This window comes from Kineosporia sp. NBRC 101731 (assembly GCF_030269305.1).
Lineage (GTDB): Bacteria > Actinomycetota > Actinomycetes > Actinomycetales > Kineosporiaceae > Kineosporia.
The window spans coordinates 80,759-101,354 of the sequence record NZ_BSTC01000003.1; the positions used below are offsets into that span (position 1 = coordinate 80,759).

Consider the following 20,596-nt stretch of genomic DNA (forward strand, 5'->3'; position numbering starts at 1 on the left):
ATCTTGAAACCCGGTCAGGGGGCGACTTCTTGTCGTGGTGCTGCCCGGTGGGTGGTTGCGGGGGTGAATCGTCGCCGGGAGAGTCGCGAGGCCACGGCGAGAACGGCCAGGGCGGTGATGAACCACCAGCCCTGGGTTCCGAGCCGATCTGCCGTCCTGGCGACGGCATTCGCGACGCCGATCCGGTCGAGCAGCCAGCCGCCGGCCGCCAGGCCCGCGATCGCGGCGCCGATCGTCCGTAACGGGCGATACCAGGGGGAGCGGCTGAGCATGATCAGCGAGGGCAGGACCAGGGCCACGACGAGCAGCTGCATCGCCTCGATGCCGAGGTTGAACCCCAGCAGGCTGAGTATCAGCTGGCCGGTGGTCAGGTTCATCCCGGCGAGAGTGAACGAGAAAGCCGTCCCGTGGATCAGACCGAAGCCCGCTGCCACCAGGGGTTCCCGGCCCGGGAAGAGAGGACGGACGGCATGGGCCGCACCGATCAGGACGCTGACGGCGATGAGAGCCTCGATCGGCCGGGTAGGGATCTGGACCCGGTTGAGGGCACTGATCGCCAGTGTGGCCGAGTGCCCGATCGTGAAGGCCAGCGTGATCCGGGTGACGCGGCCCAGGGCGGTCCTCGCCCCGGCCGACCCGGCCCAGCGGCCGGTCGAGGCCATCATCGGCGCGGGCAGCAGGAGCACGAGCAGGAAGAGCAGATGGTCGGTGCCCTCCAGGATGTGATGGCTGCCCAGACGCACCATGTCGCCGAAACCGGTCCAGGCCGAATGATTCTCCAGATCAATGACGAGCGGTGAGACCGTCATGGTCTTGGTGTCGACGCGGACGGTGCCGATCTCCCGGATGCTGCCGCCCTCCCGCACCGTCACCAGGATCGTGTGGGTGACCACCTGATGGATCACCGGGTCGAGGTGGAACGTGAACTGCTGCAAACTTTCCCCGGCCGGGGGAGTGAGCACGACCTGGGCGGTGATCTCCCGGTAGGCGCCGCTGCCGGTCTGCTCGGCCCGGCTCAGGGCGATCGGGCCGACGGCGGCGGCCCACGCGGCGCCATCTTCGCTGTACGGCCTCAGGTGTTCGATGAGGTACTCGTTCAGGTCGTCCCCACGTTCGCCGATCGCGGATGCGGCGCTGTCACCGGTCAGGTCGATGCCACTGGCGATCGACAGGTCGTCCACCGGGATCTGCAGGTTCGCGGTGATGGAGTGTTCACCGACGTCGAGCGCCACGATCGAGTGGGGCATGGGGTGTGCCGAGGCCGACGGGGCGCCCGTCACCACGAGGGTGACGAGGCCCAGGCCGGCGACGGCGAGAACGCGCTTCAGGACGGGCATCAGGACGAGAACTCGCCACCGTAGTCACGGGTGTGGTCGCGCCAGATCGTGTGGTAGTGAATCTTGTTCGAGATCACGACGCCGTTCTGGCAGACGAACTCGATCCACACACTCGGCCCGTCGATGCGCAGGTAGTTCGCGTGTGCGGTCATCTCCAGGCCGCCTGACCAACCGACGTAGGTCTGGTCCAGCTCGTCCTCGTACGTCTTCATCATGGCCGTGGCGGTGTCGTCGTCGGCGATGCCCACCCACTGCCTCATCGCCGTCAGCACGAGTTCCTTCTGATCGTCACTGAGCTTGCTCACCGCTATGCCCTGCTTGGCGCCCGGGAAGTTGCCGTCCTCGCCCGGCCCGAGCAGCACGTCACTGAACGCCTGGTCGAGCTTCGCCGTCTTCATCTGCGCCGTGGTCAGGCTGGTACCCAGCGCTGCGACGGACTTCTGCATGGCCTCCAGCGGGGCGTACTCGGTGCCGTCGTCCGCGGTCCAGGTGGTCGGCTCGATCCCGACGAAGTACGGGCTGGCACCGGACACCTCACCGTCCTTGTAGGTGAAGTTCACGCCCAGGTGGTGGCCGCCGAAGTGCAGCATCCAGGTGCCGTCGGTGCTGGGCGTGCCGAGCAGGGCCAGGTCGTAGAGACCGGCACCGTAACCACCCTGCCCACCTCCTCCTCCGCCGCCGGCGCTACCGGAGGGCATGGTCCCGCCGGACGGCATGTCGGTCGGCATCGTGCCGCCGCTCGCCTGGGCACTGCTGCCGCTGCTGCCCGGGCCGCCACCCTCGCCGCTGGCCTGCAGCGAGTTCAGCTGGTCGTCGGCCGCCCACAGGTCCTCGGCCCGCGCGTAACCGGTGTCGCCGCTGCCGAGCGCCGTCTGTAACAGGGTCTTCGCCAGAGCAAGCTGGTTGTCCTCGAGGTCGGAGAACGCGACACCTCCGCGGCAGCTCTGGCCACAGGGCAGGTTCGACCAGGCCTGCGCATTCTGGGCCGTCATCTCCAGGATGGCCGTGGCCTTCTGGTCGTCACTCAGCGAATTCGAGAAGGCCTGTGCGGCAGTGACAACGGAGGCGACGTCGTGCTGGGTGACGGTTGCCGTCGTGGTCGATGCGCTGCTGGAGGAACTCGAGGTGCTGGAGCTCGAGCCACCGCACGCCGCGGTCAGCAGGACGCCCGCGGCGATCGCGACGCCCGGCAGGCTTCGCGAGAACAGCCGGTGTGGAGATATTTTTGTGTTCACTGAAGGGCCCCCGGGCCTCTCGTGCGGATGTGATCCGACGGTAGAGGATTCCCGGCCGGTAACCCGGGACGCGCGATGTCTTCGCCGGGGGCCGAGAGGTCGCTTCCGGGCTGTGGAAGACGTTGTCGGGAATAGGGGTTGGACGAATACGGCACCACGGGCAGACTCACGCGACGGCTGTCGGCGCGACCAATGGGTTCCCGTCAGACGGCCCGGGCCGGGCGAACCGCGATCGCCTGCTGCCCGTCGCCGAACTGGGATCAGGTCGTACCGTCCACGGTGATGGTCGCGTCCGACCTCTACGGCTGGGTAAGAAGGAGCTCACCGGGTACCGCCATGGAGGTGGGCCTGCCGTGCTACCGATGACTCGCGCAGGTGCCGAGCGGGACGGCCCAGGACCTTGCTCCGGAATCCAGGGCATGACCACTGATGCGATGTGTACACCTGGTACATCCGGTACCGGATGTACCAGGTGTACACATCGCAGACCTGTCGGTTCTCGATCTGGGCGTGGTTTCGTGGCCGACGGCAACTTTTCCGTGGACGATGCGGGGAAGCGGTTAGGGGTCAGAGTCCGAGGTCGGCGAGTGCCAGTTCCCCGAGCGGCTTCTCGTCCAGCACGTCGCCGACCAGCCGGTGCACGGTCATCGCGTGCAGAGCGGCCAGGCCGGCGCGCGTCGCTACGGGGGTCAGCGCCGGGTTGGCCAGCGCGAACTCCAGCGTCACATCGAGTACGGCCCGCATCTGGAACCGCAGGCGTCCCTCGCGCAGGCAGGCCCACGCGGCCTCGTGCATGGCTCGCGACCAGATCCCGGCGGGCCAGCTCACCGTCGACAACTGTGCCGGGGTGAGGTCGCCGGTGCGCACCCGGTCGATCAGCTCCAGCACCGGCGCGCTGCGCGGGCCGTAGACCGCCGGGCCGGACTCGAACACCCCGCTCCCGCCCAGGGCCACGAGGCTGAACGGGGCCCGCAGGGCCCGCACGTGCTCCAGACCGAGCTCGGGGATCGCCCAGTAGGCGGCGACCGAGGCGGCCGCCGCCGCGGCGGCGGCGGGTGTGGCCCCCAGGCCCGGCACGGTGGCGACCGGGGCGTCGGGCCAGACCGTGGCCTCGGCCGCGACCAGCGCCGCGACCTGCGAGGCGTTGCCGAACCGGCCGGAGGCGAGGTGGTCGGCACCGACGGCGGCCCCACTCTTCAGGGCCGAGCCGGCGGCGCGCAGCGTCTCGGGCATCGTGGGCGCATTCAGATCGAGAAGCTCGACCATGCCCCAGGCGATGCCGGTGGCGTCCTGGTCACGGGCGAGCCAGGCTCGGGCCAGGGCCGTGGCGCCGTCGTGGGTGATCCGGAACGCGCTGCTGAGCGCCCGCAGGACCGGCACGGCCCCGGTGTGCACGGCCGCGTCGGAGGCGAGCACGGTGGGTGAGGACAAGGTATACATCGCTGATCACACTGCGCGCCGGTCGTGACCGCGGTCAAGGCCGGAGGTGCGTTTGCCGCACCCGCGGCCACTCTGCGTGAGTGACCGATCGTTCATCCGTGATCATGCAAAGGTTCCCCGGGGAACCTTTGCATGATCACGAACGGGTTTTAGCGCTTGGCGAGCCCGGCCGCGATCGCCTCGATGATCCTCGGCCGCATCTCCTGGGCGCTGATGATCGCGTCCACCGACCCGACCTCGACCGCCCGGCGGATGCTGTGCACCCGGTCGAACTCGGCGGCCACCTCGCCCAGCTTCTCGGCGCGGACCGCACCCTGCACCTCGGCGAGCTTGGTGTTCAGCGCCGCGCGCTCGGCGCCGCCGGCCGACAGCACCTGGGACTGCAGGTCACTCACCCGGGGGTCGTTCGTCGTCCTCTTGTTGACCTCACCCGAGAACACGACCGCCGCGGCGGGAGCGCCACCCAGCACCGAGGCGAACGAGCCCTCCAGGGCCAGCACGGTCATGTTCGGGTTGAGGGCCTTCGAGAACACCACGAAGGCACCACCGTGATAGCGGGAGATCACGGTGAACACGATCGGGCCGTCGAAGTTGACGATGGCCCGGCCGATCTCGGCGCCGTACTCGAGCTGCAGGTGCCGCATCGACTCGGGGGATCCGTCGAACCCGGACAGGTTCGCCAGCACCACCAGGGGCCGGTTGCCGGAGGCCGCGTTGATGGCCCGGGCCGTCTTCTTCGACGACTTCGGGAACAGCGTGCCCGCGGTGTACGTGTCCGGGCCGTCGGTGGGCGGGAACCCGCGCCGCGGAACGGCCCGGGACTCGATCCCGATCAGGGTGACCGGGTGCCCGCCGATGTGCGCGTCCTGCACCACCGAGGTGTCGGAGTCGGCCATGCCGGCCCAGCGCTCCAGCACCTGGTGGTCCTGGTCGGACAGCGCGCGCATCACGGTGCGGATGTCGAACGGCTTCTTGCGGTCCGGGTTGTGCTCGGCCGAGAAGACCTCACCGACCGTGGTGAATTCCTCGCCCGAGGGGTGCGGATAGTCGCGGATGTCGCGGTCGATCGGGTCGGTCGTCGGCGCGCTGCGCGGAACCGTCTCTCCCGGAACGATGTACGCGTGGTCGTAGTGCGCCATCAGGATGTCGCGGGCACCGGTCAGGTCGGGCGCCCAGTACTGCGCCTGGCCGTTGGGGCCCATCACCCGGTCGTAGCCGCCGATCCCGAAGTTGTCCTCGGCCGAGACACCCCCGGAGAAGTCCAGCGACTGCTTGCCGGTCAGCACCATGGCCGAGTCCGGCGTCATCACCAGGATGCCCTTGGTGTGCATCAGCATCGTGGCCTCGGCGTTCCAGTACGGCTGGGCGCCGACGTTGATACCCGCCACCACGATGTTGATCTCGCCGCCGGCCTGGGTGAAGAGCACGATGCGCTTGAGCGCGGCGGCCACCCAGTCCATGTTCTCGGTGCCCGAGTTCATCGAGATCTTGGCGCCGGCCGAGAGGGCGTACCACTCCAGCGGCACCCGCATCTGCTCGGCCAGGTCGATCGCCGCGATGACCCGCGCGCACTCCGGCTCCGACAGGGAGCCCAGGGCCTTGGTCGGGTCACCGAGCAGCACGACCCGGGTGACACCCTCGGGGTGACGTTCGGTGCGGCTGGTGACCACCCCGGCCACGATCGCGGCCGAGTTGCCGCCCGGGGCCCGGGTGACGGGTGCGAGGGCGCCGTCGACGAGGTCGTGCTCGGTGAAGGTGCCCTCGAAACCGGCAACCAGACCGGTGAGTTCGTACGGGTAGATGTTGCCGCGCCCGGCCGCCCGCAGCACCTTCTGCCGGTAGTCGTCCAGCGGCTGCACCGGCTCGGTGGTCGGTTCACCGACCTCCAGGCGCGCGCCCCGGCCCGGCGCGGGCTGGATCCGCACGGAGAAGTCGACGATCTCACCGGCCTCGTTGCGGCGGCGGGCGACGAACTGCACCTCTTCCAGGCCGGCGCCCACCACTGCGGGCAGGATGCGGTGCACCAGCGTGCCGAACTCGGCGTTCGTCAGGTCGGTGATCGGCCAGACGTACATCATGATCCGGTTGGTGGCCAGGCGCCGGTTCTGCGGTGACTGGGCCTGCACGGCGCGGATCGCGTCCACCCCGTTGATGATCGCGTTCTCCACGCTGGGCAGCGCGATCAGCGTGCCGTCGGGCTCACGCTGCGGCGTCAGGTCGCGCACCTGGCCCATGACGAAGAGCCGCTCGTCGGCCGGGTTGCTGAGCGCCACCGCCTTGAAGAGGTACACCTCCTCGTCGGTCGACGGCAGCCGGGTCAGGTCGAACTCGCGCAGGCGCTGCAGCTGCAGGCGCTGGGCGATCTGTGGGTGCAGACCGCGGATCAGGCGGTCCTCCGCCAGTCGGCCCTGGTCGGGCCGGAAGGTGAAGTGGTTGTGCATGACCGCACCCCGGGTGCCGGCCACGGTCACGGTGATCCGGCGCACGGAGGCGGGAAGTTCCTGCCCGGAGAGCAGTTCCGCCAGGCGGGCGGCGATCGCGTCGGTGTCCGGCTGGTCGTCCCAGGCCACGTACAGGTCGGCGACCAGGCCGCGCTCGGCGACGTCGGCGGCCAGCTGCGCCACCCCGGTCAGGGCCGCGGGCAGCTGCACGAAGTCGATGGCGGTGGTGACGACCCGGGTGTGACGTTCCGGGTTGGTGTGCTCGGCGGTGACGAAGCGGAAGCCCGCAGCCTCGTGCGTTCCGATCGCGCCGACCAGGCCCCGGCTGCCGTAGTAACGGCGGGTCAGGACCTCGAGCAGGGCGGTGTGGTCGACGTCGGGCCGGCCGATGCGCTGGCCCACCAGACGCACCAGCGGTTCCGGCCCGGCCACCATCGCCTGGATGCGCTCGGGGCGGTCGGGGGCGTCGGGCATCCGGTCGAGGTAGCGCAGGTCCTCGCTCACCGCGGCGTACACGGTGGCCCGGTTACGGCGCAGTGTGGGCTGTGTGAACCAGCGGAACACCACGGCCCGGGCCAGGTCCGACACCACGGGGAAGCGCACCTGGGTGGCCTCCACCAGGTGCCGCAGGGCGGTGCCGGCGCGCTCACCCAGACCGTTCTGCGGAGCCTGACCCACCAGCCACTGACGCAGCAGCTGCGACACGATCGAGCTGGCCTGGGTCATGCGCTGCTGGGCCAGGAAGATCCGGAAGACCGCGGCCTCGAGCTGCGGCGTGCGGTCCAGCTTCTCAACGCCGTAGTAGCCCAGCACCTGGGTGAGGCGGGTCTGGAACACCGGGCTCACCCCGGAACGCTCCACGTCCAGGCTCTGGAGGTAGGTGTGGAAGTACTCGCGCGGGCTGTGCACCGGGTTGCCCGGCTCGATCTCCAGCCCGCCCCGGGGCCGGTTGCGGTTCAGCTCGGACAGGTCCGCGAACACTGTCAGCAGGTCGACCTCACCCGGCAGCGGCGGTCCGGCCACCTCCGAGCGCGCGGCCAGGTAGTCGGCCAGCACGTCGTTCGGGGAGACGTCGAAGCCCAGGAGCAGGGCGCGCAGGTCTTGCAGGCCGCGGGTCACCCGCAGTTCCGCGGACGTGTCGGACGGCTCGGCGGGCAGGTCGATCTCGGCCGCGGCGACGGGCGCAGCCTCGACCTCGGCCTGGTCGGCCAGCGGCTCCAGCCGCATCAGCGGGGCGCCGGTCTCGACCTGGCTGCCCACCGACACCGGGCACTCGCGCACCCGGGCCCGGAAGGGTGCCCGCAGCACGGTCTCCATCTTCATGCTCTCCAGCACGAGAATCGGCGCACCGGCGTCGATCTCGTCGCCGACGGCGACCGGTGTGGCGACCACCAGCGCGGGGGCGGGGGAGCGCACGACGCCGCCCTCGTCGAGGCTGACCCGGTGGGCCACCCCGTCCACCTCGATCATGTGGATCGGGCCGTGCGTGGCGGTGACGAGCCGGAACCGCTCACCGTTCACGGTGATCCGGCCGCTGTGCTCGTCGAAACGCTCCACCTCGACGTCGGCGGGGTGCACCACATCGTGGCTGCTGCCGCTGGAGATACCCACGCGGAACCGGGAGGCGCCGGTGCGGGCCACGCTGACCCGGTAGGCCACACCCCTCAGCTTCAGGTCCAGCGGACGGCTGCTGTCGTGCTGCACCTGCGGGCGGCCACCGTGGGCGGAGGTCAGCAGACGCTGCTGACTGATCTCCTCCTCGTCCTGGTAGGCCTCGATCGCGGCGGCGGCCAGGGCCACCGCGGAGTGCCGGTGGGTGACCAGACGGCCCTGCTCGCGCACCCGGTCGATCCAGCCGGTGTCGGCGGACGCGTCGATCACCTCGGGCTGATCGAGCAGGTCGAGCACGAAACTCTTGTTGGTGGAGCCGCCCTCGATCACCACGACGGTCTCGGCCATCGCCCGGCGCAGTCGCGCCAGGGCCTGGTCGCGGGTGCGGCCGTGGGCGATGATCTTCGCGATCATCGAGTCGAAGTCGGCGGGGATGGTGTCACCCTCGCTGACCCCCGTGTCCACCCGGATACCGGGGCCGGCGGGCAGCAGCAGACGGCTGATGCGGCCGGGGGACGGCGCGAAGTCGCGGTCGGGATCCTCGGCGTTGAGCCGGGCCTCGACCGCGTGGCCGATCTCGGCCGGGGCGAGGCCCTCGAGCTTGCCACCCTCGGCCACGTGCAGCTGCAGCCGCACCAGGTCGGTGCCGGTGGTGATCTCGGTGATCGGGTGTTCGACCTGCAGGCGGGTGTTCACCTCGAGGAAGGCGAACAGCCGGTCCTGCGGCCGGTAGAGGAACTCGACCGTGCAGGCGCCGCGGTAGCCGACCGCCACGGCCAGACGCTCGGCGGAGGCCTTCAGATCGGCGGTCTGCTCCGGCGCGAGCACCGGGGAGGCCGACTCCTCGATGATCTTCTGGTTGCGCCGCTGCACCGAGCAGTCGCGAACGCCCAGCGCCCAGGCGGTGCCCTGGCCGTCGGCGATGACCTGCACCTCGACGTGCCGGGCCCCGCTGACCAGGCTCTCCAGGAACAGCACCCCGGAACCGAAGGCCCGCAGGGCCTCGTCGCTGGTGCGCTGGTAGGCCTCGGTCAGGTCGGCGTCCGTGGCCACCTTGCGGATACCGCGACCGCCACCCCCGGCGGTCGCCTTCAGCATCAGCGGGTAGCCGATCTCGTTCGCCCGGGTCAGCGCGTGGTCCAGCGACTCCAGCGGGCCGCGGCTCCAGGGAGCCACCGGCACGCCGACCTCCTCGGCGATCAGCTTGGAACCGATCTTGTCGCCGAGCCGGCGCATGGCCTCGGCGCTGGGGCCGACGAAGGCGACGCCGATGCGGTCGCACAGCTCGGCGAAGGCCGGGTCCTCGGCCACGAAGCCCCAGCCGACCCAGGCGGCGTCCGCCTTCGTCTCGGTCAGGGCCTTCTCCAGCACCGCGAGGTTCAGGTACGGACGCGCGGCGGCCGGCCCGAGCGGGTAGGCGATGTCGGCCTCCCGCACGAAGGTGGAGTTCCGGTCGGCGTCGGTGTACAGCGCGACCGTCTCGATGTGCTCGCCCGTCTCCGCAGCGAGATCACGAACGGCGTGGATGAGCCGCATAGCGGCCTCTCCGCGGTTGACGATGGCGACACGAGTGAACACCGGCTGAGCCTCCCAGAAGCAAAACGAAGGGGCTCGGCCGTGGTCCGGATCGTGCCCCAGCCTCCACCTTGCTGCGTCAGGGGGTACTTGCGCCATGTGGGGCATCGCGTGGAGCTGGGGCCGGGTTTTGTAGGAAGTCCACAAAAGCGTGAGCAGAGGACGCCGGACGCACCGGTTCCGGGGGCCCGGGTGACACCGGAACCATCCTCTCCGTAGTCGCTCGATCGCACATCGTTCCGGCCTGGGGCGACGATCGAGACCAGGCCGGGCGCGCGATCAAGGTGACCTGGCGCAACAAGCTGCCGACCGGCACCCGGAAGATCGGCCAGAGCGGCGGCCACCTGCTGCCCGTCGACGCCAGTCTGCTCGACGCGACCACGCTGGACCTGCCGGCCGGGCAGAAGCCGACGGTCACCCACCTGCACGGCGGGCACACCGAGTGGCAGAGCGACGGTCGCCCGGAGGCCTGGACCACGCAGAGCGGGCGCCGCGGCAAGACCTGGAAGAAGTCCGTCTACACGTACGACAACTCCGGCCGGGCCGGGGGCACCCTCTGGTATCACGACCACATGCACGGCATGACCCGGCTGAACGTCTACGCCGGGATGGCCGGGATCTACCTGCTGCGCGACACGACCGAGAACTCCCTGATCACCCGGCACGTGCTGCCCGCCGCCGCGTACGAGCGCGAGATCGTCATCCAGGACCGCGGGTTCACGGACGACGGCCAGCTCTTCATGGAGACCGACCCACCCTCCAGCGGGGGCATCAAGGCGTCCGTCTTCTTCGACTTCATCACCGTCAACGGCGTGCCCTGGCCCGTGCTCGACGTGCAGCAGCGCAAGTACCGCTTCCGTTTCGTCAACGGCTCCGACTCCCGGATGTACGTGCTGCGCCTGAGCGGGAACCCCGCCGACACCGCGTCCACGGCCTCGATCATGCGCTTCCGGGTGTCGGCCAAACGCTCGAAGGTCGCTGAGGCGAGCGTGAAGGCGGGCACCACGCTGGGCCGCACCCTGACCTTCCCGAAGTCCACCTTCACCCGCCGGCTGATCATCAACCGCGGCTCCGACGGGCAGGGCCGGGACATGGAGATGCTCGGCACCCTCGCGGCCGGCACCCTGGAGTGGATGGACAAGGCCACCGAGATCGTACCGAAGGGCCGCACCGAGGTGTGGGAGATCTACAACACCAGCCTGGTCGCGCACCCGATCCACCTGCACCTGGTGCATTTTCAGATCATCGACCGGGCCCCGTTCACCTTCACCACGATGTCCATGCCGATGTCCGACGGCGGCACCGGGGCCATGGTCGACGTCACCGGCCGCGGCACCCACCGCAAGCCCGAGGTGTACGAGCGCGGCCCCAAGGACACCGCGGTCTGCTACCCCGGCGAGGTCACGCGCATCATCGCCACGTTCGACCGCGTCGGTAACTACGTCTGGCACCGCCACGAACTGCACCACGAGGACCACGACATGATGCGGCCCCTGCTGGTGCGCTGACTCCTTCAGCGCAGGACGGCCGTCCAGCTCTCGACAGGTGCCGCAGGGCATCCTCGGTGGTGGCGCCGGGGCTCAGTCGTGTACATCAGCAGGGTCACCACCCGGTCGCCGGATTGCTGCCCGGCCCCGGCTGATGATGTCGTCGGCCACGGGGTCCCAGTCCGGCCAGAAGGTACGGGCCACCGGGTCGAGGAAGACGGAACGGGCCAGGTTGACCCGGTCGGTCCCGGGGATCGGCGGCGGCAGCAGAGCCTGGCCCAGGACGTTGGTACCGATCACATCGGGACGTTCGTTGTGCACCGGCGGCCGGTGCTGGCGGTGCACCCCGGCACGATCGACACCCGGTTGCAGCATCATCTCCCGCTGGCGGAGATGGTGGCCATGGGCTGGACGGACGAGGCCGGCTCGTTCCTGCACCCCTACAGCATGAAGACGCCGCAGCGGGAGCGGCGACCGCGAGCAGGCCGCCCCCCTGTGGGCGCTGTCGGCCGAACTCACCGGCGTGGACGCCTTCGGTGCGTGCTGAGACGGCAAAAGCCCCCGGATGGCGTTCACATCCGGGGGCTTTCGGGTATTCAGTTCACGTCGGACGCCGGGAGGATCAGGCGTCGTAGTTGTCGCGGCTGCCGGACTTGGCCAGGCCACGGGCGATCATGTAACCGATGGTCAGGTAGGTGATGTAGCGCAAGGCATCCTGGGCGCCGAACGGGTCGGCGGTGTGGCTGCCGTCGGACAGGTCGCTGCTGCCGACGACCAGGGCCGTGATCGCCACGGCGAGAACGGCGAGACCGTAGGCGATCAGCTCGGTGGTCTTCGTCGATGCCTTGGTCTCGGTGCTGAGACGGCGCGGGGCCGTGTAGTCGTCAGTACTGGTACGGGTGGAGGCAAAGTCGCTCATCGAGATCTCCTGAAGTTGTTGTGCTCAGCTGAGAGGCCGCTGGCCGGCCGATGAGAAGGCTGCTCTATAACTTTCCTCGCTGATCGTCACAGTAGTCCGATTCGCGCCCACCGCCTCCCGGCGTGTCCGGTCACGCAGAAGTCACACCGACGAAGCGGTCGACCAGACACCCTGACGGATAAATTATTTCGTTTGGTCCGAAAGGTCGTACCGAGGTTCCGGCACACCCGGCAAACGCAGTACGACTGCGCCCTCGAGGCTCCTGATGCGCTGTACGCCATGAAGCTCCAGGAGCTCCTCGGTGGTGCCTATGATGAGATGACGGTGGCGCTTCAATATCCTTTCCAGGGCTGGAAAACCCGCGTTCCGGGCAAGTACAATGACCTGGTCATGGGCACCGCGACCGAAGAGCTCGGGCCACGTCGAGATGATCACCATCATGATTGCCAGACTGCTAGAAGGCGCTCCCTCCGAACAGGTTTAGGAATCCACAGCAGTCAGACCGGCCTTCGCCGCGGTGCTCGGCGGGCACAATCCGCAGCACTCGATCGTTGCCGATGGCGGGGCGTTGCTGGCCGACAGTGCTGAAGGCCGACGGTCTGGAGAGCCTGCCCGTGCCCGGTCAATTCGGCACCGGCACCGAGTCTGACGAGCACGGCTGCGAGATCTGGCACCTGTCCGACGGCATGTCCGGCGCCCAAGAGATCCTGGTCGAAACACCTTACAGGATGGGAAACTTCACAAATCTGCACGATCCCAAGCCGCTGGTCCCGGTGCCGGCCGCGCTGGCCGCCGACCCGCTGCTGTACGCCACAGTCGACGGAAACATCCGCATGGTCGAGGTCGGCACCGCCCCCGCCACCGGGAGCGGCAGCCTGCTGGACAAGGTCAAGGAGGCCATCGCCGGTACCGAGCCAGGCACGCACACCAAGAGCTGACGGAGTCTTCGAGGTCTGGTCATCTTGCCGGTGCCGATCGTCGGGGTATGAAGGACGTGGGTGCAGTCGAGCCGCCCGACGGACGACTGACCTCCAGGAGCTCTCCTTGACGACCGACCAGCTCGAGCCCGGCCCGGTGAGGGTCGGGTTGCTGGGCAACTTCACGATGTCGAGCGCGGACCTTCCGGTCGTGCTACGGCACGGTGGGGAACGTCTGCTGGCCTTCCTCGGCCTGCACCAGCATCCGGTGGCCCGCGCCCGGGTCGCCGGGGCGCTGTGGCCCCGCAGCCCGGCCGGGCAGGCCGCCTCGAACCTGCGCGCCACGCTGGCCCGGCTGCCCCGTCCGGGAGATCGTCCTCTGACCCGCACCCGGAACACCCAGATGAGCCTGTCGGGCCATGTGGAGGTGGATCTGTGGGCTTGTGACGCACAGATCCGCGAGACGAGAAGGGCTCTCGGGGTAGACAAGAGCGATCCGCCCCAGCTGGACGTCGCCCTGGACATGCTCGACCACGACGTGCTGCCGTTCTGGACCGAGGAGTGGATACTGGTGGAACGAGAGCGGCACCGCCAGGCCCGCCTGCATGCTCTCGAACGGCTGAGTGACCTTCTCTGCGCGGCTGGTCGATACGAGCAGGCACTGCGAGCGGGGCTGGCGGCGGTGGCGGGAGAACCGTTGCGGGAGAGCGCCAATCACCGGGTCATCCAGGTGCATCTGGCCGAGCACAACCAGGTCGAGGCGTTGCGACAATACGACCAGTACCGTCGGTTGCTGCGCTCCGAACTTGGTCTCGCCCCGTCTTCCCAGCTTCGTCAGCTGCTCGACCGGCGCTCTGAGTAAGTGCCCGCGTGCCCGGTCAGGGCACTTGTCACCCCCCAGATCGGTCGTCGTGCGGTGCCTGCCCGCCCGGGACAGCAGTTGGAGACGGGTGTCGACCACCAGGGACAGCTCCGGGCGGGCGATCATCCCCGCAGCGCCTGCCTTTCAGCCTGCCTTCTCGACGCGCTCGGCGGCTGCTCTGGGGTCACCGATTTCTGGTGACCGATCGCGAACGGGCGAAAGGTATGTGAAGGTGAGCAACCGCGTCCACCATTTGGTGTTGTGGTCGCTCTGATCAGCTGACTACCAAGGGGTCCCGTTTCTTCGCGGGTGGCTCTCGGCCATGATCCGCTTCATGCGCCTTCGCCTGATCACGACTTTCGCACCCGCCGTCCTCGTGCTGTCGGCGATCGCGGCGTCGCCGGCGCAGGCCGATGCTGCCGACGTGACCGGGGGCCGGGTCTCGGTGCCCAGTGTCGTGACAACGACCGCCAGGTGCACCAAGGTGCCCGTCTCCTGGGACCTGAGCGCCCTGGAGGCCGACGTGTCCTGGAAGCTCGCCCTGACCTCCGACGTCGGCGGCAGCATTGCCGCCGGCGGCACCGGCCCGGGCAAGGGCAGCGACACCGTGCAGTGGTGCCAGGCCGACAAGCCCGGCACGTTCCACGTGACCGGGACCCTTCAGGTGAACGACGTGAACCAGGAGCCGGTCGCCGCCGACGACATCAGTCTGACCTTCACGACGCGGCGGATGACCACGAAGGCCACGATCAGGATCGGGGACGGCACCCCGAAAGTCGAGCAGGGCACCAACGTGCGGGGCTGTGTCACCGTGGGCGCCAAGCGCCGGGCCGGGCGGGCCGTGGTGGTCGAGTACCGCTGGATCAAGAGCAAGAAATGGTCGCGGATCGCCACCGCCGCGACCGGCCCCACCGGCTGCTACACCCAGGCGGTCGCTGCCACCGGCACCGGCACCTATCTGATCCGGGTGCGGGTGCCGGGCGACAGCATCTCGAAAACCGGCCTGTCGAAGGTTATCCGGATCAAGGTGCACGCCTGACCGGTGCTCTAGCGGGCCATGTCCACGACGAACCGGAACGCCACGTCGCCCCGGTCGAGCCGCTCCAGGGCGGTGTTGATCTCGTCCGGGGCCACGATCTCCACGTCGGCGGTGATCTTGTGGTCCACGCAGAACTGCAGCATCTCGCGGGTCTCGACGGTGCCACCGGCGCCGGACCCGGCGATCGAGCGGCGCATCGCCAGGGCGAACGGGGCCACGTCGAAGCTGCCGGGCAGTCCCAGCGAGCACAGGGTGCCGTTCATCTTCAGGGCCTGTACGAACGGCGTCATCGGGTAGGTCGCCGAGACGGTGTCCAGCAGGAAGTCGAAACGGTTTGCCTGGGATGCCATCTGGGTCTCGGAGCGGGACATCACCACCTCGTGCGCGCCGAGGGCCAGCGCGGCCTGCGCCTTGGACTGTGAGGTGGTGAAGGCCACCACCTCGGCGCCCATCGCGCGGGCGAACTTGATGCCCAGGTGGCCCAGTCCGCCGATCCCGATCACCCCGACGGTGGAGCCCGGCCCGATGTTCCAGTGCCGCAGCGGGGAATAGGTGGTGATGCCCGCGCACAGCAGGGGAGCGGCCGCGGCCGGATCGAGCCCGTCCGGCATACGGTGCACGAAACGTTCGTCGCAGACCACGGAATCGGCGAACCCACCCCGCGTGGGGGAGCCGTCCACCCGGTCGGGCACGCCGTAGGCGCTGGTGGCGCCCTCGAGGCAGTAGGTCTCCAGGCCGGCGAGGCAGGGTTCGCACTTTCGGCAGGAATCGACGACGGGCCCCACGCCCACGAGGTCACCCACGGCGAAATGGTGCACGCCGGAACCCACTTCGGTCACCCGGCCCACCATCTCGTGTCCGGGGACCATCGGGAAGGACTGACCCCAGGGGCCGATCATGTGGATGTCCGTGTGGCAGATCCCGCAGAACTGTACGTCGAACACCACGTCGTGCTCGCGGGGCGTGCGCTGTTCGTAGGTCCAGGGTTCGAGAGAGCTGCCGGAGGTGAGGGCGGCGTAGGCGTTGACGGTGCGGCTCATGGTTCTTCTTCTGTCTCTCGTCGGGCAGGTAACCAACTAGTTGTAAACCATAGGACGAGGAGGGCGCGTTGGCAACCAACTAGTTACCTACTACTCTGGACGGTATGGTGAGGGACGCTGCGGGCACGAGGCGACGCATCCTCGATGCTGCCATTGCCGAGTTCTCCGCCTACGGCATCGCCGGCGCGCGGATCGACCGGGTGGCCGAGGCCTCCGGCAGCAACAAGGCGATGATCTACAAGTACTTCGGCAACAAGAGCCAGCTGTTCGACGCTGTCTTCGACGCGATCGTGGTGCAGACCGTCGATGCCGTCCCCATCGACGGTGACGACCTGCCGGAGTACGTCGTGCGACTGTGGGACCGGCACCGCGCCCACCCGGAGCCGCAGCGGGTGGGGCTGTGGGACGAACTGGAGCGCTCGTCCGAGGGCATGCGGGCCGAGGCGGTCGTTGCCGCAGCCCGGGTCAAGGTCGCAACGATCGACGACGCCCAGCGCCGGGGCGTGGTGAGCGCCGGGATTGCGCCGCAAGAACTCCTGGACCTGCTCCTGGCCCTGAGCCGCAGCGGTCTGGCCCGGCCGATCAGTGACGAGGACGCCGACCGGTACCGGGATGCGCTGAGAATGGCGGCTCGGAAGCTGATTCAGCCGGGCTGACGTCTTTCTGCGTGCGCTCGGGGTGTGTCGGGGCACAACGAGAACGGCAGGCCCGGTGGGGCCTGCCGTCGTGTGTTTCGTTCGTGCGGTTCGTCGTCAGGCGGTCGCGACGGACGCCTCGGGAGCTACGGCCGGGGCGGTGACCCGGCGCGAGTGCAAGAACCCGAGGGCCGACAGTGCCAGCAGGACGAGCGCGCCACCCAGTGAGACCCAGGCAGCGATGAAGGCGATGGTGGCCATCGTGTCGAAGGCGTAGGCGTTCAGCAGCAGGCCGCGGAGGGTCTCGCCCTTGAAGAGGGTGTTGACCTGGCCGGCCAGGGCCTCGTCGTCGGGGCTCGCCATGGCCTTGGCGCTGACCTCGGAATAGGTCTGGCCGTCGGCGACATTGGCCAGGTGGACCTTGATGTAGTGATCGGCGAAGACCTCGGCCTGGGCACCGGTGGTCAGGTCCTGGCCGGCATACTGGCTGACCTCGGACTGGTCGGCCTTGGGCAGCGAGGTGATCGATTCGCTGCCGGCTTCCGGGAAGGTGATCTTCTGCTCGACGAGCTGGTCGCGCACCTGTCCGTGCACATAGCTGTGGGCGTAGAAGAGCAGCCCGGTAGCAACTAGCAGAACCACGGCCAGAACAAGACCGATACCGGCAACCACCCGGTCAACGACGCTGCGGTTCATAGCTCCTCCAGAGCTGAGACGACCCGGGTTCCCAGGAGGGGAAGCTAGTCTGCCGGGCCTTTCCATCACCGTGATGGTTGCCTACCCAGGACCACACCCCCCAGGGGCGAAGGTCCTTTCTCGGGACAGGTCTCCCGTCGGTCTCCAGCTGCCGTTGCTGAAGATCGTGTCGGCGGTTGTGGTCACGATGAAGAGTTCGGGGTCGTCGTTCCAGGCGAATATTACAGCCGTGAATACTTTTTCGATGAACTGGACGCTGTGGTGGTGGCTGCGCTCGAGCCGGGCAGATGGATGTCCAGGTCACCGGGAACCTGGCCGTCGATCGCGTGGAGGAACTTCCTGGATCCATCGGCCCGGCGGCGGTGGGGGTGACCCGTGCGTCACGGTGCCCGGCGTGGACTCCGTGTCGCGTCGATCATGTCCTCGACCGGATCGACCGTCGCCCTTGTCACCTCAGTGAGAGCCGTAAACCCAGCGAAAGCAGCACTATTGGATATTGCTCGCTCTGTAGCAACTGTTCATGCTCCTTATCCATCGGTGTCGGCCTCATGGTGGGGCGCCCGGTTCTCCCGATGGCACTGATGCCAAGATTGAGTACGGGGGATGGTGGCCGTTCTTCCCCGTTCCGAACATGGGCCTCAGGACAATCATTCGTCAGTAATGAAAGCATTTATAGAATAACGGCTTTCATTTTCAATGGCTGCCGTGTCCGCTGGCTTGCCCGGGTGTCGCTCGGGGTTGTGGTGGGTCTTGCCGACGTGTTTTTGGCGTAGACTGTGGACACCTGTTCGAACCACGAGTGCGGGGGCGCGGTCATGGGAGTAGGTGCTTTACTGTCGGCCTGGCCGGATGTCGATCTCACGGGTCTGTCTGCTCTGGATCTACTCGAAGCTATCGATAGTGGTTCCTGGGCAACCGGTTCTGAGAAGTACTGCATGGGTGCCGTGGCTGCCGCTGAGAGAATCAAACGCAACCTTGATGCGCTCCAGGCCGAATGGCTCACCCGGGCGGCAGGTCTGGCAGCGCAAGCTCTGCCCTCGAACAGTTCCTTCGATGCAGTCAACGGTATCGAGCTGACCGGCAGTGAGATTGCCCTGTCGCTGGGCCTGAGTCGTGGCACGGCGATGAACCGGGTCGGTGACTCGATCCAGCTGTGTGAAGATCTGCCGGCGATCCTGGCCCTGGTCCGCGCGGGGAGCCTGGACTGGCGCACAGCCGTCGCGGTGAAGGCACAGATGCGTCAGGCTCTGCAGCCCGGCACACCGGCCTGGAAGGCTGTGCAGGAGAGCCTGGCGGCGCGGCTGGCGGGCAAGACCCACGGTCAGGCCACCGATGCTGCCCGGCGCGCGATCCAGAAGATCGACCCTGAGGGCGCCCGCCGGCGGCGAGAGGCCAAGAAGAAAGAACGCTGTATCCATGCCTACCCCCTGACCGACGGGATGGGAGGGATCGATGCTGTCCTGCAGGCCGACGACGTGATGCTGATCCACTCGGTCCTGGACGCCCTGGCCGATGCCTGCCGTGACTACTCACGTCGGGCCGGGAACCCCGACCCCCGCAGCCACCAGGAACGCCGGGCCGACGCGTTCGTGGCCATTTTCCGCGCCATCCACCACCACACCCCGCTGCCGTTCATCCCGACGCCGTCAGAAGCGACCGATACCTTCAGCGGCCGTGTCGTGCCCTGCGACCACCCCGACGCCCCGGCCCCGGCAGTGTCCGATCCACAGAGCTCATCCACGACCCTTGACCCGTCAGGCAGCCCGAGCCCTTCGAGTCCGTCAGCCGCCCAGAACTCTTCGAGCTCGTCAGGCCCCCCGCATCCTGTGGACGCGCATAGCCGTCCGGGCGCGTCACGACGCCCCCAGACGCCGAAGGCATCGAGTAGTCCCAGCTCCTTCGAACCATCATCGACCCCGACCGGCTCCTACATCCTGGGCTGGTGGCTGCCACCAGCGCTTCCGACCCAGCAAGGCCGCAAGCCCTACCTGGTCGTTACCATCAGCGCCGACACCCTGCTGGGAACCAACGACCTACCTGGCGAACTCCGCCGCCACGGCGCCGTCCCCGCCGACCTCGCCCGCGAAATAGCCCGCCAGGCAGGCCGCGTCACCGTCATCCCGGTCACCGGGACCAAACACCCCCAGGCCGACAACACCCCAGCCGACGGCCCTGGGCCTGATAGTGCCCAGTCCGGCAACACCCAAGCCGACGGCCCTCAGCCCCACCGCGCCCAGTCCGGCAGCGCCCAAGCCGGCAGCGCCGAGCCTGACAGTGCCCGGACCAGCAGCTCTCAGCCTGGCGGCCGGCAGCCCCACGGCCCCGGCGACCAGGCCCACTGCCCCGAAACCTCACCTCGCTACAAGCCCCGCCAGAGCGTCATCGACCAAGTCCTGGGCCGCTTCCAGCACTGCGTCCACCCCGGCTGCACGCGCGACGCCGCACAATGCGACATCGACCATGCCATCCCCTTCGCCAAGGGCGGAAAATCCTGCCCCTGCAACCTCATCCCACTCTGCCGAGCTCACCACCGCCTCAAGACCCACGGCGGCTGGACCCTACGCCTGACCCGCCCCGACGAACCGTACCCGGCAGGAACGATCGAATGGCAAAGCCGCCTCGGACAACACCACACTCAAACCCCCGAACCCCTCCCCGGCGAACCCGACCACGCCGGCCGAGATCGGATCCGCCAACTGGAATGGATCCAGGAGCTACACCGCATCAACCCCACCAACCAAACGAAACCAACTACCCCCGAAATCAAATGGGGTGAGCCGCCCTTCTGAGTAGGCATCGGGAACACTCCCGGGACCGGACATGCCGTACGCCCGTCCCCGGGACGACACCCCCTGCCTAGACATCAGCGTCAGCAGTACGAGCTACCGGACGAATGAGGAAGGCGAGGACCCGCCAGCCGTTCGCTGCCCTGCGTAACCCGCCATCGTCAGCAGGGTCACACCAACATTGCTCGCGTCGTCCGTGTGCCTCACACGGCGCGAATGACGTTATGCAGGCCGTGGCCAGAACGAAGCCACTACGCGACGACCCTGATGTGGGGGCGGTCGGGGCGCCTGTCACGAGGTGGAAAGAGTCTTCACCGCGGATGAATGGTTCGCCGGGTGGTGCAGGACTCGAACTCGAGCACGAAGAACGAGCGCTGCGGGCCGATGCACGTTCTCGTCACGATGCCTTCGGACCCCAGCGGGTCCCGAGTGCTGTCGGTGACCACTCTGACCCGCCCGGAGGCCGTCGTGCGGTAGGTCTGCGTGATGGGCGCACCCTCGGTGGTCGGGAAGGTCTGCTTCAACCGGGCGGGCGTCCCGGCCGCCATCGCGTCCATCAGACAGTTCGCTGCCTCG

General features: G+C 68.5%; 15 protein-coding genes and 2 pseudogenes. 8 read left to right on the forward strand and 9 right to left on the reverse strand.

From position 1 onward, the window contains the following. Window positions 1-14: 14 nt before the first annotated feature. The 4 genes from QSK05_RS10690 to QSK05_RS10705 form a co-directional block, all read right to left on the reverse strand. Entirely contained in the window at window positions 15-1,337 is a 1,323-nt protein-coding gene (locus tag QSK05_RS10690) for a HupE/UreJ family protein (protein WP_285596661.1), read from the reverse strand. Further along, a complete protein-coding gene (locus tag QSK05_RS10695) occupies window positions 1,337-2,572 on the reverse strand; it encodes a DUF3500 domain-containing protein (RefSeq protein WP_285596662.1) in 1,236 nt (411 codons plus the stop codon). Before QSK05_RS10695 ends, QSK05_RS10690 begins: the two co-directional genes overlap by 1 nt. A 567-nt stretch (window positions 2,573-3,139) precedes the next feature. Continuing rightward, window positions 3,140-4,012 (reverse strand): hypothetical protein, encoded by an 873-nt coding sequence (locus tag QSK05_RS10700; protein ID WP_285596663.1) that lies wholly within the window; start codon window positions 4,010-4,012, stop codon window positions 3,140-3,142. A gap of 149 nt (window positions 4,013-4,161) precedes the next feature. Continuing rightward, window positions 4,162-9,642 (reverse strand): ATP-binding protein, encoded by a 5,481-nt coding sequence (locus QSK05_RS10705; protein WP_285596665.1) that lies wholly within the window; start codon window positions 9,640-9,642, stop codon window positions 4,162-4,164. A gap of 281 nt (window positions 9,643-9,923) precedes the next feature. Here QSK05_RS10705 and QSK05_RS10710 point away from each other — a divergent pair, with 281 nt between their 5' ends. Next, the gene (locus tag QSK05_RS10710) at window positions 9,924-11,147 is read left to right on the forward strand and encodes a multicopper oxidase family protein (protein ID WP_285596667.1); all 1,224 of its coding nucleotides are present in this window, start codon (window positions 9,924-9,926) and stop codon (window positions 11,145-11,147) included. 72 nt (window positions 11,148-11,219) lie between these two features. On the opposite strand, the gene QSK05_RS10715 is transcribed toward QSK05_RS10710, so the two are convergent. Continuing rightward, window positions 11,220-11,504 (reverse strand): MmyB family transcriptional regulator, encoded by a 285-nt coding sequence (locus QSK05_RS10715; protein WP_285596669.1) that lies wholly within the window; start codon window positions 11,502-11,504, stop codon window positions 11,220-11,222. Here QSK05_RS10715 and QSK05_RS36295 point away from each other — a divergent pair. Next, window positions 11,463-11,673, forward strand: a pseudogene (locus QSK05_RS36295) (hypothetical protein); the annotation flags it as partial. The gene QSK05_RS10715 and the pseudogene QSK05_RS36295 overlap by 42 nt on opposite strands. Before the next feature lie 75 nt (window positions 11,674-11,748). On the opposite strand, the gene QSK05_RS10720 reads toward QSK05_RS36295, so the two are convergent. Continuing rightward, the gene (locus tag QSK05_RS10720) at window positions 11,749-12,045 is read right to left on the reverse strand and encodes a hypothetical protein (RefSeq protein WP_285596671.1); all 297 of its coding nucleotides are present in this window, start codon (window positions 12,043-12,045) and stop codon (window positions 11,749-11,751) included. Between the two features lie 192 nt (window positions 12,046-12,237). On the opposite strand from QSK05_RS10720, the pseudogene QSK05_RS36300 reads away from it, so the two are divergent. From QSK05_RS36300 to QSK05_RS10735, 4 genes and pseudogenes are all read left to right on the forward strand, one after another. Then, a pseudogene (locus QSK05_RS36300) lies at window positions 12,238-12,628 on the forward strand (manganese catalase family protein); the annotation flags it as partial. Further along, window positions 12,627-12,983, forward strand: coding sequence for a hypothetical protein (locus QSK05_RS10725; RefSeq protein WP_285596673.1), 357 nt, complete (start codon window positions 12,627-12,629; stop codon window positions 12,981-12,983). The pseudogene QSK05_RS36300 and the gene QSK05_RS10725, both read left to right, overlap by 2 nt. A gap of 106 nt (window positions 12,984-13,089) precedes the next feature. Further along, window positions 13,090-13,824 carry an AfsR/SARP family transcriptional regulator gene (locus tag QSK05_RS10730; protein WP_285596675.1) on the forward strand — a complete coding sequence of 245 codons (735 nt, stop codon included), beginning with the start codon at window positions 13,090-13,092 and terminating at the stop codon, window positions 13,822-13,824. A 334-nt stretch (window positions 13,825-14,158) separates the two neighbouring features. Further along, window positions 14,159-14,863: a hypothetical protein gene (locus QSK05_RS10735; protein WP_285596677.1), complete on the forward strand. Its 705-nt coding sequence runs from the start codon at window positions 14,159-14,161 to the stop codon at window positions 14,861-14,863. Between the two features lie 8 nt (window positions 14,864-14,871). Here the strand turns inward: QSK05_RS10735 and QSK05_RS10740 are convergent, their stop codons facing one another. Next, window positions 14,872-15,903, reverse strand: a complete 1,032-nt coding sequence (locus tag QSK05_RS10740; protein WP_285596679.1) for an NAD(P)-dependent alcohol dehydrogenase — start codon at window positions 15,901-15,903, stop codon at window positions 14,872-14,874. Window positions 15,904-16,007: 104 nt separating this feature from the next. Here QSK05_RS10740 and QSK05_RS10745 point away from each other — a divergent pair, with 104 nt between their 5' ends. Next, the gene (locus QSK05_RS10745; RefSeq protein ID WP_285596681.1) at window positions 16,008-16,559 is read left to right on the forward strand and encodes a TetR/AcrR family transcriptional regulator; all 552 of its coding nucleotides are present in this window, start codon (window positions 16,008-16,010) and stop codon (window positions 16,557-16,559) included. Between the two features lie 96 nt (window positions 16,560-16,655). On the opposite strand, the gene QSK05_RS10750 is transcribed toward QSK05_RS10745, so the two are convergent. Further along, window positions 16,656-17,234, reverse strand: a complete 579-nt coding sequence (locus tag QSK05_RS10750; RefSeq protein ID WP_285596683.1) for a hypothetical protein — start codon at window positions 17,232-17,234, stop codon at window positions 16,656-16,658. Between the two features lie 935 nt (window positions 17,235-18,169). Here QSK05_RS10750 and QSK05_RS10755 point away from each other — a divergent pair. Beyond that, window positions 18,170-20,023: an HNH endonuclease signature motif containing protein gene (locus QSK05_RS10755; protein ID WP_285596684.1), complete on the forward strand. Its 1,854-nt coding sequence runs from the start codon at window positions 18,170-18,172 to the stop codon at window positions 20,021-20,023. A gap of 308 nt (window positions 20,024-20,331) precedes the next feature. On the opposite strand, the gene QSK05_RS10760 is transcribed toward QSK05_RS10755, so the two are convergent. Then, the gene (locus tag QSK05_RS10760) at window positions 20,332-20,577 is read right to left on the reverse strand and encodes a hypothetical protein (RefSeq protein ID WP_285596686.1); all 246 of its coding nucleotides are present in this window, start codon (window positions 20,575-20,577) and stop codon (window positions 20,332-20,334) included. Window positions 20,578-20,596: the final 19 nt, after the last annotated feature.